Origin of the sequence: Streptomyces sp. NPDC046215, assembly GCF_040646215.1 — a bacterium.
Taxonomy (GTDB): domain Bacteria; phylum Actinomycetota; class Actinomycetes; order Streptomycetales; family Streptomycetaceae; genus Streptomyces; species Streptomyces stramineus.
In genome coordinates this window covers 40,228-54,286 of sequence record NZ_JBEYZW010000018.1, presented here as the reverse complement: position 1 = coordinate 54,286, position 14,059 = coordinate 40,228, and the positions used below count along the sequence as shown (strand labels likewise).

General features: G+C 70.9%; 14 protein-coding genes. 10 read left to right on the top strand and 4 right to left on the bottom strand.

All coding sequences use genetic code 11. The features are described 5' to 3' along the window. The first annotated feature begins 129 nt into the window (after nucleotides 1–129). Nucleotides 130–1,497, top strand: coding sequence for an FAD-linked oxidase C-terminal domain-containing protein (locus tag ABZ951_RS10980; protein WP_344095762.1), 1,368 nt, complete (start codon nucleotides 130–132; stop codon nucleotides 1,495–1,497). A gap of 28 nt (nucleotides 1,498–1,525) precedes the next feature. On the opposite strand, the gene ABZ951_RS10975 is transcribed toward ABZ951_RS10980, so the two are convergent. After that, on the bottom strand, nucleotides 1,526–1,936 hold the full coding sequence (locus ABZ951_RS10975; protein ID WP_344095760.1) for an SsgA family sporulation/cell division regulator: 411 nt from the start codon (nucleotides 1,934–1,936) through the stop codon (nucleotides 1,526–1,528). A 384-nt stretch (nucleotides 1,937–2,320) separates the two neighbouring features. Here ABZ951_RS10975 and ABZ951_RS10970 point away from each other — a divergent pair, with 384 nt between their 5' ends. After that, complete coding sequence (locus ABZ951_RS10970) at nucleotides 2,321–3,799, top strand: RDD family protein (RefSeq protein ID WP_361279660.1); 1,479 nt, start codon at nucleotides 2,321–2,323, stop codon at nucleotides 3,797–3,799. Nucleotides 3,800–3,865: 66 nt separating this feature from the next. Further along, a complete protein-coding gene (locus ABZ951_RS10965; RefSeq protein ID WP_344091309.1) occupies nucleotides 3,866–4,549 on the top strand; it encodes an RDD family protein in 684 nt (227 codons plus the stop codon). Here ABZ951_RS10965 and ABZ951_RS10960 read toward each other — a convergent pair. Next, nucleotides 4,538–4,867: a hypothetical protein gene (locus ABZ951_RS10960; RefSeq protein WP_344091307.1), complete on the bottom strand. Its 330-nt coding sequence runs from the start codon at nucleotides 4,865–4,867 to the stop codon at nucleotides 4,538–4,540. The genes ABZ951_RS10965 and ABZ951_RS10960 overlap by 12 nt on opposite strands. 317 nt (nucleotides 4,868–5,184) lie before the next feature. On the opposite strand from ABZ951_RS10960, the gene ABZ951_RS10955 reads away from it, so the two are divergent. Together ABZ951_RS10955 and ABZ951_RS10950 are read left to right on the top strand one after the other, a co-directional pair. After that, entirely contained in the window at nucleotides 5,185–7,602 is a 2,418-nt protein-coding gene (locus ABZ951_RS10955; RefSeq protein WP_344091304.1) for an immune inhibitor A domain-containing protein, read from the top strand. Between the two features lie 157 nt (nucleotides 7,603–7,759). Next, on the top strand, nucleotides 7,760–8,089 hold the full coding sequence (locus ABZ951_RS10950; protein ID WP_344091302.1) for a hypothetical protein: 330 nt from the start codon (nucleotides 7,760–7,762) through the stop codon (nucleotides 8,087–8,089). A gap of 307 nt (nucleotides 8,090–8,396) precedes the next feature. On the opposite strand, the gene ABZ951_RS10945 is transcribed toward ABZ951_RS10950, so the two are convergent. Together ABZ951_RS10945 and ABZ951_RS10940 are read right to left on the bottom strand one after the other, a co-directional pair. Beyond that, nucleotides 8,397–8,990 carry an isochorismatase family protein gene (locus tag ABZ951_RS10945; protein ID WP_344091300.1) on the bottom strand — a complete coding sequence of 198 codons (594 nt, stop codon included), beginning with the start codon at nucleotides 8,988–8,990 and terminating at the stop codon, nucleotides 8,397–8,399. Nucleotides 8,991–9,135: 145 nt separating this feature from the next. Continuing rightward, nucleotides 9,136–10,464: a nicotinate phosphoribosyltransferase gene (locus tag ABZ951_RS10940; protein ID WP_344091298.1), complete on the bottom strand. Its 1,329-nt coding sequence runs from the start codon at nucleotides 10,462–10,464 to the stop codon at nucleotides 9,136–9,138. A 115-nt stretch (nucleotides 10,465–10,579) separates the two neighbouring features. Here ABZ951_RS10940 and clpS point away from each other — a divergent pair, with 115 nt between their 5' ends. The 5 genes from clpS to ABZ951_RS10915 all read left to right on the top strand — a co-directional run bounded on the left by clpS (nucleotide 10,580) and on the right by ABZ951_RS10915 (nucleotide 14,042). Then, the gene (gene clpS, locus ABZ951_RS10935; protein ID WP_344091296.1) at nucleotides 10,580–10,891 is read left to right on the top strand and encodes an ATP-dependent Clp protease adapter ClpS; all 312 of its coding nucleotides are present in this window, start codon (nucleotides 10,580–10,582) and stop codon (nucleotides 10,889–10,891) included. Beyond that, a complete protein-coding gene (locus ABZ951_RS10930; protein WP_344091294.1) occupies nucleotides 10,891–11,484 on the top strand; it encodes a DUF2017 domain-containing protein in 594 nt (197 codons plus the stop codon). Before clpS ends, ABZ951_RS10930 begins: the two co-directional genes overlap by 1 nt. Before the next feature lie 352 nt (nucleotides 11,485–11,836). Further along, nucleotides 11,837–13,330 carry an amino acid permease gene (locus ABZ951_RS10925; RefSeq protein ID WP_344091292.1) on the top strand — a complete coding sequence of 498 codons (1,494 nt, stop codon included), beginning with the start codon at nucleotides 11,837–11,839 and terminating at the stop codon, nucleotides 13,328–13,330. Nucleotides 13,331–13,433: 103 nt separating this feature from the next. Continuing rightward, nucleotides 13,434–13,856: a M67 family metallopeptidase gene (locus ABZ951_RS10920; RefSeq protein WP_344091289.1), complete on the top strand. Its 423-nt coding sequence runs from the start codon at nucleotides 13,434–13,436 to the stop codon at nucleotides 13,854–13,856. Nucleotides 13,857–13,922: 66 nt separating this feature from the next. Then, complete coding sequence (locus tag ABZ951_RS10915) at nucleotides 13,923–14,042, top strand: putative leader peptide (protein ID WP_344091287.1); 120 nt, start codon at nucleotides 13,923–13,925, stop codon at nucleotides 14,040–14,042. Nucleotides 14,043–14,059 lie beyond the last annotated feature (17 nt).

Genomic DNA, 14,059 nt, shown 5'->3' with positions numbered 1-14,059 from the left:
GGTTCGGCCGAGATCGGCTGAAAGGGTGCGGCCGGGCCGGGCCGCAAAGGCGGCGGCGGGCCGGAAAACCGGCCCGCCCCGCCCTTCGGGGATCTTTCCCCCTGCGGGGCCCGGTGACAGGGTGAGGCCATGGACGCCCTCATCGCCGCGCTCAGCGAGGAACTCCCCGCGGAAGCGATTCTTCTCGACCCCGACATCACCCGCTCCTACGCCAACGACATGGCGAGCTTCTGCGAAGCCGGTGCGCCCGCCGTCGTCGTGTTGCCGCGCACCGTCGAACAGGTGCAGCACGTCATGCGGACCGCTACCGCGCTGCGCGTGCCCGTCGTCCCGCAAGGGGCCCGAACCGGGCTCTCCGGGGGCGCCAACGCCTCCGACGGGTGCATCGTGCTCTCGCTCGTCAAAATGGACCAGATCATCGACATCAACCCGGTCGACCGGATCGCCGTCGTCGAACCGGGCGTCGTCAACGCCGTGCTCTCCCGGGCCGTCGCCGAACGGGGGCTCTATTACCCGCCGGACCCCTCCAGTTGGGAACAGTGCACCATCGGCGGGAACATCGGCACCGCCTCCGGCGGCCTGTGCTGCGTGAAGTACGGAGTCACCGCCGAGTACGTTCTCGGCCTCGACATCGTCCTCGCCGACGGACGCCTGCTGACCACCGGCCGCCGCACCGCCAAGGGCGTCGCCGGCTACGACCTGACCCGGCTGTTCGTCGGCTCCGAAGGCAGCCTCGGCGTCGTCGTCCGCGCCGTGCTCGCCCTGAAGCCCGCGCCGCCCGAACAGCTCGCCCTGGCCGCCGAGTTCCCCTCCGTCGCCGCCGCCTGCGAGGCGGTCTGCGAGATCATGGCCCGCGGCCACGCCCCCTCCCTGCTCGAACTGATGGACCGCACCTCCGTCCGGGCCGTCAACGCGATGGCCCGCATGGGCCTCCCCGAGACCACCGAGGCCCTCCTCCTCGCCGCCTTCGACACCCCCGAACCCGCCGCGGACCTCGCCGCCGTCGCCGAGCTGTGCACCGCCGCCGGAGCCACCGAGGTCGTGCCCGCCGCGTCGCCCGCCGAGTCCGACCTCCTGCTCCAGGCGCGCCGGCTGACCCTGACGGCCCTGGAGGCCCTCAAATCGGCCACGATGATCGACGACGTGTGCGTCCCCCGCTCCCGGCTGGCCGCCATGCTCGACGGCACCGCCGCCATCGCCCGGAAGTACGACCTCACCATCGGCGTCTGCGCCCACGCGGGCGACGGCAACACCCACCCCGTCGTCTGCTTCGACGCCGCCGACGAGGACGAGGCGCGCCGGGCCCGGGAGTCCTTCGACGAGATCATGGCCCTGGGCCTGGTACTGGGCGGCACCATCACGGGCGAGCACGGCGTCGGCGTCCTCAAGCGCGAGTGGCTGGCCCGGGAGCTGGGCCCCGTCGGCCTGGAGCTCCAGCGCTCCGTCAAGCAGGTCTTCGACCCCCTCGGCATCCTCAACCCCGGCAAGCTCTTCTGACCCGGCCCGCGAACGGCCCCGCGGGCCCTCAGGCCCCCAGCAGCTCGCGCAGGGCCTCGTCCAGCGCGAGCCGCTCCGGCTCCGAGCCCGGGGCCACCTCCCGCAGCGTGTGCTCCAGCCACGCCGACACCGCCGGAGCGGGCGCCTCCAGCAGCGCCTCCCCGTCCGGCGAGGACAGCGCCATGCACACGACGCTGCGCCCCTGCGCCTTGGTCGGCCACACCCGCACGTCCCCGTGCCCCGACGGCCGGAAGACGCCCTGCACCAGCAGCTCCCGGGCGAACGTCCAGTTCACCGGCGAGTCCGAGGTGACATGGAAGGCGATCCGGACGGCGTACGGGTCGGCCGTGCTGTAGGACAGCCGGGCCGGGACGGGGATGCTGCGCTCAGGCGACAGCACCAGGCTGAGTTCCACTTCTCGTTCCACCACGGTGTGCATCAAGTGCGCCCTCTCTGCTCTGCTGGTCTCGCTGTGCGGCTCCTCGCGAACGGAGCCCACCGGATAGAGCGCCCCGGCCTCACACCATTACGCGACTTCGCTCCATCGATCCGAACTTTCCCGCGGCGGGTTCGGCACGTCCGGCGCCGTGCCCGCCGGTCGCACGTGTGAGTGGTCCCGCCCATGGGACGGCCGCAGAGTGGTGAGCCGTCTGGTAGACCTGTCTGCAGCGTCCCGGGTTGCCTTTTGTGCATTGAGGTCACAAGGGCACCGGAACCGCGCACACAGGATGTCGCGCGCGTGCGGCAGACTGCATATCGCCAGCCACCCGCCCACCGACACGACACCCCGGTACGGCCGAGCAGATACGGGACATCGGACATCATGAGCGCTCCTACCTCAGGATCCGCCGACAGCAGCCCCGTCGAGGGGTTCTACCCGGACCCGTCCATTCCTGGCTACATCCGGTACTGGAGCGGCACGGCCTGGGTGCCCGGTACGAGCCGGCCCGCGCCCGCCGAGGGCGAGCCGATGCCCGCCCCGCCCGCCGGAGCCGCCCCGTCCGCCGCGCCCGCCCTCGCGTCCCCCGTGCCCCCCACCCCCCGGCGCCGGGAAGCGGGGCGGCCCGCCCCGCAGTTGCCGGAGGAGACGGGGCCGATGTTCCTCGACGAGGAGCCCGCGCTGCGGGACGCCCGCGCGGAAGCGGCGGGCGGCGGTGATGGTGCCGGTGACGAGCAGGCCCCGCGCGGCCCCTTCAACGAGCGCGCGGGCGCGGTGATCCCCCCGGCCCGCGACCCCCGTCTGACGGACACCGGTGCCGAGCGGGTCCTCAAGCGGGCCGGCAAGAGCGGCAAGCCGGGCCCCGGCACCGCGGGTTCCGGCGCCACCGGCCCCGACCCCTCCCCGGCACCCTCCGGCCCCTCCCGGCAGGCCGGCCGGGAGGGGCCGGCCACCCCGGTCGCCCACGCCGCCTCCGGGCCCGTCACCGCCCCGCAGCGGCCCGGTGGCACCATCCAGCTGCGGACGGCCCCGAAGCCGCCGGACGGCGTCACCCCCGTCCCCCAGGACTGGCCCGACGCCCGTGCCCAGGAGGCGCCCCCGGCCGCCGGCCTGCGGCAGGCGCGGCCCGCCCCGGCCGGGGAACGGCCCGTCGTGCCCGCCCGGTCCGCACCCGCGCCCGAGCGGCCGGCCCCGGCGGACCGTCCGGCCCCGCCCGAGGGGGAGCGGCCCGGCGGCTGGGCCCAGCAGGTCCACCAGCTCGCCCGGCAGCAGCCGGTGGCCTCGGCGCCGCCGCAGGCGGCCAAGGCCGCCGAGAGTCCCGCCCCGTGGAAGCCGCCCAAGGACGACCCGTTCCTGCGGGCCGCGCAGGACCAGGGGCGCCCCGCCCCGCTCGGCCGGCGGCTCGCCGCCCGGATCGTCGACTCGGCCGTGCTCGGCGCCGTCGTGGGCGCCGTGGCCGTGCCGCTGTGGGGCAGGGCCGCCGACCACATCGACGCGAAGATCGAACAGGCGAAGCAGTCCGGCGAGACCGTCACCGTCTACCTCCTGGACGGCACCACGGGCTCGTACCTGGGCATCGTGCTGGGCGTCCTCCTGGTCGCCGGCCTGGTCTACGAGGCGCTGCCCCACGCCAAGTGGGGGCGCACGCTCGGCAAGAAGCTGTGCGGGGTGCGGGTCCTCGACATCGAGTCGCACGACACGCCGTCCTTCGCGGCGGCGTTGCGCCGCTGGCTGACGTACGGCGTACTGGGCGTGCTGGCCGTCGGCGTGCTGGGCGTCCTGTGGTGCCTGTTCGACCGCCCCTGGCGGCAGTGCTGGCACGACAAGGCGGCCCGCACGTTCGTGGCCTCGAACAGCCGCTGACGGCCGGGGCACTCGAACGGCATACGGCCGGATGCGACGGCCGGAACCCTGGGTTCTACTCGGGCCATGAGCACCGACCAGCCTCATGACGACGACCCGTTCCTGAAGCAGCCCCCGCAGACCCCACCCGCCGGCGGCTCCGGCGGCGGCGCTGCACCCGGCGGCGGCCCGTACGGCGGGAGCGCGAGCGGTGGCCCGGCGGGCGGCCCGTACGGCGGTGACCCCTACGGCGGCGGTGGTGCTCCCGGCGGCGGCCCGGGCAACCCCTACGGCGACCAGTTCGGCGCCGCCGACCCGCTGGCCGGCATGCCGCCGCTCGCGAGCCGGTGGCGGCGGCTGATCGCCCGCATCATCGACGGACTGCTCGTCGCCATCCCCGTCAGCCTCGTCTTCTCGGCCGCGACCTGGGGCTGGGACTGGGATATGACGGACAACGACGGCAGGTCGACCAGCCTCGGCATCATCATCGCCGTCGTGTACTTCGTCTACGAGGGCCTGATGCTCACCACCCGGGGCCAGACCGTCGGCAAGATGGCCATGAAGATCCGGGTCGCGATGCTGGACAACGGCGCGGTCCCCGAGGGAAAGCCCGGCTGGGTCCGCGCCGCCGTCTACTCCTTGCCCAATGTCGTGCCGTGCTGCGGCTTCGTCTTCTGGCTCGTCAATGTGCTGTGGTGCACGTGGGATATGCCGTATCACCAATGCATTCACGACAAAGCGGCCAAGACCGTGGTGGTCTCAGCCGTGTAGGGACTCGCCCATCCTCGACTCGGCGGGCAGTGGCGCGCGCTGTCCAGGAACACGGAAAGACGTCCGGCGGACCCGGACTCTGCGGGCCTTCCCGCCCCGATCGGCCTTGCCGGCCCCGCCGGCAAGGCCGATCCCGTGACGGGACGCGCGGGGCGCCGGCACGGTGACGGCGACCAGAAGGCCGAGTGCGAGAGCGGCAAGGGCGATGACCGCGGTTCCGATCCCCGAACGCGGCTGGGCGAGCAGCAGCATGGCGAGGGTCGAGAAGATGACGGTGGCCGAACCAAGGATTATCTGTGCGGGAGTCGGACGCGGCATGGCGGGATCCGTCCTCAAGGGCCGTGTGTAGGGGGTGCGGAGCCGGCTGGTGCGTACACCAATCGACTCTACGGTCCTGTCTGCCCGAGCGGAACTGCCGGTAAGCGTGACCTAACCCACGGTATCGGAGCACGGGGGGCGCATGGACTCATCGCCCTGTCCAACAGGTGAGATCGGCGCGCCCGTTGATGTCCGAAATTCGCAAGTTAAAGACCGGATAACGTACTTGCTTGTGCAGGTACAGTCAAGACCTGTCTTTTCTTGCGTCTCTCCGGTCAAATACCTCCACAGTTTGATACTGGGGAGGACAAAAACAAGTGAAGAGCAGCCAACGGAGGATCGCCGGATCCGCCGCCGTGGCCACGGTCGTCGCGCTCGGCGCAGCGACCCTTTCGGCCGGATTCGCCCAGGCGGCCGGAACCAACGGCTCCACCAGCGGGTCTGACCAGCCCGCCTCCATCGTGCGCCAGGACCCCGAGCAGACCGGGCGCGGCGTCGAACACGACCTCAAGGGCCCGTTCACCAAGAAGAACGAGGCCAAGCGCAAGGCCGCACTCGAGCAGGTCATCGCCGGTGACGCCAAGACCGAGCAGCGCGACGGCTCGAAGGTCGTCAAGCTCGGCAAGGGCAAGTACGTCGAGCTCGCCCGCGAGAAGACCGACCGGATCTTCACGATCCTGGCGGAGTTCGGCGACAAGGTCGACGACACGACCATGTACGACCCGGACGGCCCCGACGGCCCCAAGCCCCCGGTGAAGAAGTTCGGCGGCACGCCCGGCCCCGCGCACAACCAGATAGAGCAGCCGGACCGCAAGAAGGACAACAGCACCGCCTGGCGCAAGGACTTCAACCGCGAGTACTTCCAGGATCTCTACTTCTCGCACGACAAGAAGAAGGAGTCGCTCGCCAAGTACTACGAGCGGCAGTCCTCGGGCCGCTACTCCGTCGAGGGTGACGTCACCGCCTGGGTGAAGGTCCCCAACAACGAGGCCCGCTACGGCTCGAACTACTGCGGCTCCACCAACTGCCCCAGCGCCTGGGACCTCGTGCGCGACGGCGTCAACCAGTGGGTCAAGGACCAGAAGGCGGCCGGCCGCACCGACGCCCAGGTCAAGGAAGAGCTCGCCAAGTACGACCAGTGGGACCGCAACGACCACGACGGCGACGGCAACTTCAACGAGCCCGACGGCTACATCGACCACTTCCAGATCGTGCACGCCGGTGAGGACGAATCCGCCGGCGGCGGCGTGCAGAAGACCGACGCCATCTGGGCCCACCGCTGGTACGCCTACGGCTCCGACGCCGGCCGCACCGGCCCCGCGGCCAACAAGGCCGGCGGCACCCAGATCGGTGACACCGGCATCTGGGTCGGCGACTACACCATGCAGCCCGAGAACGGCGGCCTCGGTGTCTTCGCCCACGAGTACGCCCACGACCTGGGCCTGCCCGACGAGTACGACACCACCGGCAAGGGCGAATCCTCCGTCGCCTACTGGTCGCTGATGTCGTCCGGCTCCTGGCTCGGCGCCGGCAAGGACTCCATAGGCGACCTCCCCGGCGACATGAGCGCCTGGGACAAGCTCCAGCTCGGCTGGCTCAACTACGACAAGGCGAAGGCGGCGACGAAGTCGACGCACAAGCTGGGCGTCGCCGAGTACAACACCAAGGACAAGCAGGCGCTCGTCGTCGACCTGCCCGCCAAGTCCGTCAAGACCGAGATCACCACGCCCGTCGAGGGCACCAAGCAGTGGTGGAGCGGATCCGGCGACGACCTGAAGAACACCGTCTCCCGGCCCGTCGACCTCACCGGCAAGGCCAAGGCCTCCCTGGACCTCTCGGGCTGGTGGGACATCGAGGAGAACTACGACTACCTCTACGCCGAGGTCTCCACGGACGGCGGCGCCAACTGGACCCCGGTCGACGGCACCGCCGACGGCAAGACCATCACCCGTGACGGCAGCGACAAGCCGGCCCTGACCGGTGTCTCCGGCGCGTACAAGAAGCTCTCCTACCCGCTGGACGCCTACGCGGGCAAGAAGATCGACCTGCGCCTGCGCTACCAGACCGACGGCGGCGCCGGCGGCAAGGGCTTCACCGCCGACGCCATCAGCGTCACCGCCGACGGCAAGGCGCTCTTCACGGACGGCGCCGAGGGCGACGACAACGGCTGGACGGCGAAGGGCTTCACGCGCATCGGCGCCTCCTTCACCAAGGACTACCCGCAGTACTACATCGCGGAGAACCGCCAGTACGTCTCCTACGACGAGACCCTGCGCACCGGCCCGTACAACTTCGGCTGGAAGAGCACCAAGCCGCAGTGGGTGGAGCACTACCCCTTCCAGAAGGGCCTGCTGATCTGGAAGTGGGACACCTCCGAAGCCGACAACAACGTCGGCACGCACCCGGGCACCGGCCGCATCCTGCCGGTCGACGCCCACCCGAAGGCCGAGAAGTGGACCAACGGCAAGCTCATGGGCAACCGCTTCCAGGCGTACGACTCGACCTTCAGCTGGTTCCCGGCGCAGGGCTACACGGTCCACACCGACGGCGTTGCCAAGCGCGTCAAGGGCAAGCTCGGGACGCCGTTCTTCGACGACCGCAAGGGCTCGTACTACGACGAGGCGAACCCCACCGGCGGTGTGAAGATTACTGACACCAACACCCGGATCAAGATCCTCCACGAGGCTCTGAACGGCTCCACGATGATCCTCCAGGTGAGCCCCTCCGGCCGCTGAGCGCCCGGTAGGCAGTATCGCCGCAGGTCATAGCGGTATCGGCCGTCGCCCCCTAGCGGGCGGCGGCCGATCGCGTTTAGATGACTGTCGTGACGCTGTTATTGACACGCCCACCGGGGAGCCGGTGCCGGCGGGCTCCGGGGGAGAGGTGACGCGCATGGCCGGCGGTGGATTCGCCAAGCTCCCGGGCGGCAGCGTGGTCGTCGCCCTCTCCCTGCCGAGCCCGCCCGGCGGCAGCGGCACCCCCGGCGCCCGCGTACGGGTCCTGGTGCACGCCGTGAACCGCCAGCGGGCCCTGACGCGGCTGCGCAACCTCGGGCTGCGCGCGGTCTACCTCCGGGGCAACAGCGAGCCGCCCACGCCCGATGAGATAACCGCCGTTCTGCACCATCCCGACGGGCTGGTCTGGCGGGCCACGCCGGATGACGACACGGAGTCCTGGCATCCGATAGGGAGCCTGTTGCGGCGGCGGCGGCCGGCCGCCTGAGCTGCGCTCCGCCGGCAGTCGGGGCGCGTCGTCTGCGGGTGCGTAGTGGCTGGTCGCGCAGTTTCCCCGCGCCCCTTCGGGGGCCTTCGGGCGGGCCGGCCTGTATCCCGTCGGCCTCTGCACGGGCGGTCGGCGTGTTCGTCTGCGGGTGCGCTGTGGCTGGTCGCGCAGTTCCCCGCGCCCCTTCCAGGTGCGTGTTCCCGGCTGCCGCCGGGGGTGCCTTCGGGCGGCCTGCGCCATGCCGGCCCCGTGCCCTACGGGGCGCGGCTGGGCCGTACGGGCTTCGCCGAGCCCGTGAGGCTGTCCCTCAGCCGCCCTGGACCACCGGCTTGCCGCTCAGCTCCACACCGGCGTCCCGGAGCTCTTCCAGGGCCCGTTCCGTCGTTCCTGCGGCCACCCCGGCCGTCAGATCCAGCAGGACCTGCGTGGCGAAGCCCTCCCGCGCCGCGTCCAGGGCCGTGGCCCGCACGCAGTGGTCCGTGGCCAGGCCCACCACGTCGACCTCGGTGACGCCCCGCTCGCGGAGCCAGTCGGCCAGGGACACCCCGTTCTCGTCGGCGCCCTCGAAGCCGCTGTACGCGGCGGAGTAGGCACCCTTGTCGAACACGGCGTCTATGGCGCCGGAGGCGATGACGGGCGCGAAGTTCGGGTGGAAGCTGCTGCCCTCGGTGCCGGCCACGCAGTGCGCGGGCCAGGAGCGCTCGTAATCCGGCCGGTCGGAGAAGTGATCACCGGGGTCCATGTGGTGATCGCGCGTGGCGACGACGTGGCGGTAGCCCGCGGTCGCCGCACCCACGAGGTCGGTGATGGCCGCGGCCACATCGGCGCCACCGGCCACCGCGAGGCTGCCGCCCTCGCAGAAGTCGTTCTGCACGTCGACGATGATCAGTGCACGCTGCATAGTGCGGATCCTTTGGTGGAAGGGCCCTCGGCCGACAGTGCGGATCAAGTCGCTGTGACCGAGGGTAGTGACTCCCGTGACGTAATGGGAGAGGGACTCCGGGGCACCCCCGGGCGCGCCGGGGGTGCCCCGGCCCCGGCCGGCCTCAGGCGTACTCCGTCGGCAGGACCGCCTCACCGCGCGAGAGCTGCATCGCCGACATCGGCAGCCCCGCGCGCGCCCGCGCGTGCCGGTCGCGCGCCGCGTCCAGGGGCTCCCGGGCGACGACCTCACCCGCCCGGACGAGCTCCACGGCCAGCTGACGGCCGGCGAGCTCCTGCGGCACCGGCCCGGTGCCGACGACCTCGGCCTCGGCGACCCCGTCCGCGTCCACCCGGCGCGCCGCCCACTTGCGGCCGCCGATCGAGCTCTTGCCGCCCATCGACTTCTTCGCCACCGGCCGCAGCGGGGCGTCGGCCCCGTCCGAGTCCGCGCGGGCCACGAGCTTGTAGACCATCGAGCACGTCGGGTGCCCGCTGCCGGTCACCAGCTGGGTGCCCACCCCGTAGGCGTCCACGGGGGCGGCGGCCAGGGAGGCGATCGCGTACTCGTCCAGATCGCTGGTGACGACGATCCGCGTCTTCGTGGCCCCCAGGTCGTCCAGCTGCTGCCGCACCCGGTGCGCGAGCAGCAGCAGGTCACCGGAGTCGATCCGGACCGCGCCGAGGTCCGGCCCGGCGATCTCCACGGCCATCCGGACGGCCTCGGTGACATCGAAGGTGTCCACCAGCAGGGTCGTGCCCCCGCCGAGCGAGTCGACCTGGGCCCGGAAGGCGTCGCGCTCGCTGTCGTGCAGCAGCGTGAAGGCATGCGCACTGGTGCCGACCGTCGGGATGTTGTATCGGAAGCCGGCCGCCAGGTCGGACGTCGAGGTGAAGCCGCCCACGTACGCGGCGCGGGCCGCGGCCACGGCCGCCAGCTCATGGGTGCGCCGGGCCCCCATCTCGATCAGCGGCCGCCCGCCGGCCGCGACCGACATCCGCGACGCGGCCGCCGCGACGGCGGAGTCGTGGTTGAGGATCGAGAGGATCACCGTCTCCAGCAGCACCGCCTCGGCGAAGGTGCCCTCGACGCGCATGATCGGCGAGCCGGGGAAGTACACCTCGCCCTCGGGGTAGCCCCAGATGTCACCGCGGAAGCGGTAGTCGGCCAGCCAGTCCAGCGTGGGCCCGTCCACGATGCGCTGCTCCGCCAGGAACTCCAGGACGGGCGCGTCGAAGCGGAAGTTCTCCACGGCGTCCAGGACCCGGCCCGTGCCCGCCACGACCCCGTAGCGGCGGCCCTCGGGGAGCCGGCGGGTGAAGACCTCGAAGACCGAGCGGCGCCCGGCGCTGCCGGCCCGCAGCGCGGCCTGCAGCATCGTCAGTTCGTAACGGTCGGTGAAAAGGGACGTCGACGGTACGTCCACCGGGAGCCTCAAGTCCGCAGCGTTCATGGCATCAGATGCTACCCCCAGCTCTCGTCAGAGTGACGATTTCTGGGGCCCGGCCGGTCCCGCCACCGCCCCGGAGCGGTACCCCTTTGTGCATCGGCCGCCCGCGAGTGGCAGCATGGGAAGGGTGAGTGTTGCACCGGTCGAGATCGAGCGACCCGAGACGGGCGAATCCCCCTTCGCCGTGGCCGAGCCCGACGTCCCCTGGGTGACCCTGGTCCACAACGATCCCGTCAACCTCATGAGTTATGTGACGTATGTTTTCCAGGCCTACTTCGGCTACTCGAAGGACAAGGCGCACAAGCTGATGCTCGACGTCCACCACAAGGGCCGCGCCACCGTCTCCAGCGGCAGCCGCGAGGAAATGGAGCGCGACGTGCAGGCGATGCACGGCTACGGCCTGTGGGCGACCCTGTCGCAGGACCGCTGATGGCCGGGCACTTCGAGCCGCTCCCCGGCGGCGGGGCCGCCGTGGCCCTGGACGAGGTCGAGATCTCCATCCTGCGCAGCCTGGCCGTCCAGCTCCTGGAGCTCATCGGCCCGGGGGAGACCCAGGGCCCCGAGGACGCCGACCCGCTGGCCCGGCTCTTCGCCGAGGGCCCCAGCGAACCGCCCTCCGACCCGGCGCTCGCCCGGCTCTTCCCGGACGCCTACGGCGAACCCGGCGCCGAGCCGGGCCCGCAGGAGCGCGCGCACGCCTCCGAGTTCCGCCGCTACACCGAGAACGACCTGCGCGCCCGCAAGCGCGAGGACGCCCTCGGCGTCGTCCGCTCCCTCGACTCGCTGACCGTCGCGGGCGACACCGGCGCCGTGCTGCGCCTGGGTCCGGAGGACTGCCGGCAGTGGCTCGGCTCGCTCAACGACCTGCGCCTGGCCATCGCGGCCCGGCTGGAGATCAAGGCCGACGACGACAGCGAGACGCTGTTCCGGCTGCCGGACGAGGACCCGCGCAAGCCCATGGTGATGGCCTACCTCTGGCTGGGGGGCCTGCAGGAGACGCTGGTCGAGGCGCTGATGTCCTGATCCGGTCCCCCGGGTGTCCTGAATCCACGCCCTGAATTCGGGCGATGTTCATGATCACGACACGGGTGTCCGCTCAGCGAACGCTCAATTCCGGATAACGATCGAATCACTGTGATGGCCGCTCTTGGCTGCCATTATTACTTTTGTCCTACTTCTATTGTGGTGTGCGCCACAATCGCCCGGACGATCTGCCCGTCACTCGTGATAAATCTTCACGACCTGCCTCCGCGACGCCACCCATGTCGCGGCGGGAGCGCTTCGCCGGCCGACCGTCGGCATCTGCAGGACTCCATCCGGGGGGATCTGGACCCGATCCGAACGACCGGATCGGTATGGAGAAAGGCGCACCACCATGACCTCTGAGCAGGTCGCGGACCGTACCGCAGCAGCGGACTCCGCAGGGCAGAACGGAAGCGGACAGGGAGCTTCCGAGGGTTACCAGCGAGGGCTGGGCAACCGACAGATCCAGATGATCGCCATTGGTGGCGCCATCGGCACCGGTTTGTTTCTCGGCGCGGGCAAGGCCATAGCCAAGGCCGGGCCCAGCCTGATCCTGGCTTACGCCATCGCGGGCCTGGTCATCTTCTTCATCATGCGAGCGCTCGGTGAGCTGCTCATGTACCGCCCGGTGTCGGGCTCCTTCTCGGACTACGCGCGGGAGTTCCTGGGCCCCTTCTGGGGCTATGTGACCGGCTGGACCTACTGGCTCTTCTGGGTCGTCACCGGCATCACCGAGGTGACCGCCGCGGCCACCTACGTCCATTACTGGGACAAGACGATCCCGCAATGGCTCTCCGCGCTCGCCTTCACGGTCATCCTCTACTTCGCCAACCTGATCTCCGTGAAGCTCTTCGGTGAGCTGGAGTTCTGGTTCTCCATGGTCAAGGTCACCGCCATCATCGGCATGATCCTGATCGGCATCGGCGTCCTCACCCTCGGCTTCTCCGACGCCGGTGACACCGCCACGGTCAGCAACCTCTGGTCCCACGGCGGCTTCTTCGCCGGCGACGACGGCATCGTCAGCATGCTGATGACGCTCCAGATCGTCATGTTCGCCTTCCTCGCCGTCGAGCTCGTCGGCGTCACCGCGGGCGAGGCCAAGGACCCGAAGAAGACCCTGCCCAAGGCCATCAACACCGTCCCGTGGCGCATCGCCGTCTTCTACATCGGTGCGCTGATCATCATCCTGTCCGTGGTCCCGTGGACCGCCTTCGAGGCCGGCAAGAGCCCCTTCGTGGAGGCGTTCGCCCGGATCGGCCTGCCGGCCGGTGCCGCCATCGTCAACTTCGTGGTGCTCACCGCGGCGCTGTCCTCCTGCAACTCCGGCATGTACTCCACCGGCCGCATGCTGCGCGACCTCTCGCTCAACGGTCAGGGCCCGAAGTTCTTCGGCGTCCTCACCAAGCGGGGCCTGCCGCTGCGCGGCACCACCGTCTCCGCCGCGCTGATGCTCGTCGGTGTGTGGATCAACTACCAGTGGCCGGGCGAGGCGTTCAACTACGTCGTCTCCTTCGCGACCATCTCCGGCATGTGGGCCTGGATCATGATCCTCATCGCCCAGCTCCGCTACCGCCGCAAGGCCGACCGCGGCGAACTGCCGCAGTCGGAGTTCCGCGCCCCCGGCGCCCCCTGGACGAGCCTCTTCGCGCTCGCGTTCATCTTCATGGTCATCGTGCTGATGGGCATCGACGAGAACTCGCGCGTCTCGCTCTACTGCGCGCCCGTCTGGGCCGCGATCATGTGGGTCTCCTACCTGATCCTCAAGAAGCGCAACCCGAAGGCGTTCGAGCGCAAGTCGCCCGAGCACTACGCCGAGATGGCCGCCGCCGCGCGCGCCGAGGGCTGACCGCCCCGCTCGGCCGGCCCTGACCCCACGGGATCGTCCGGCATCCGGGCCCGTCCGTACCGCTCCTCGGTACGGGCGGGCCCTTCTGCTTATTCTGGGCCCCATGCTGACCCTCACCCGCGCCCTCCACGACCAGATCGTCGCCCACGCCCGGGCCGACCACCCCGACGAGGCGTGCGGCGTGGTCGCCGGCCCCGCCGGCAGCGACCGCCCCGAGCGCTTCGTCCCCATGCTCAACGCCGCCCGCTCGCCCACCTTCTACGAGTTCGACTCCGGCGACCTGCTCAAGCTCTACCGCGAGATGGACGACCGCGACGAGGAACCCGTCATCATCTACCACTCGCACACCGCCACCGAGGCGTACCCCTCCCGCACCGACCTCAGCTACGCCAACGAGCCCGGCGCCCACTACGTGCTCGTCTCCACCGCCGACACCGACGGCGCGGGCCCCTTCCAGTTCCGCTCCTTCCGGATAGCCGAAGGACGGATCACCGAGGAGGAAGTCCGGATCGTGACTGCCTACTGAGACCATCCGGTCCGCATGCCGGGACGAACTTCCGGGAAACGCACAGGGAATCGATACGATGCGCCCATGGTTGTCCACGACATGCGCGAGAAGACGCCGGGCAGCACGCTGCTCGTAGCGCGCCGCCACGTGGACCTGTGCCGTGTCGCCGCCGCGCTCTGTCCGCGCCCCACCGCCTCGGCGTGACGCTCCGCCCCTCCCGC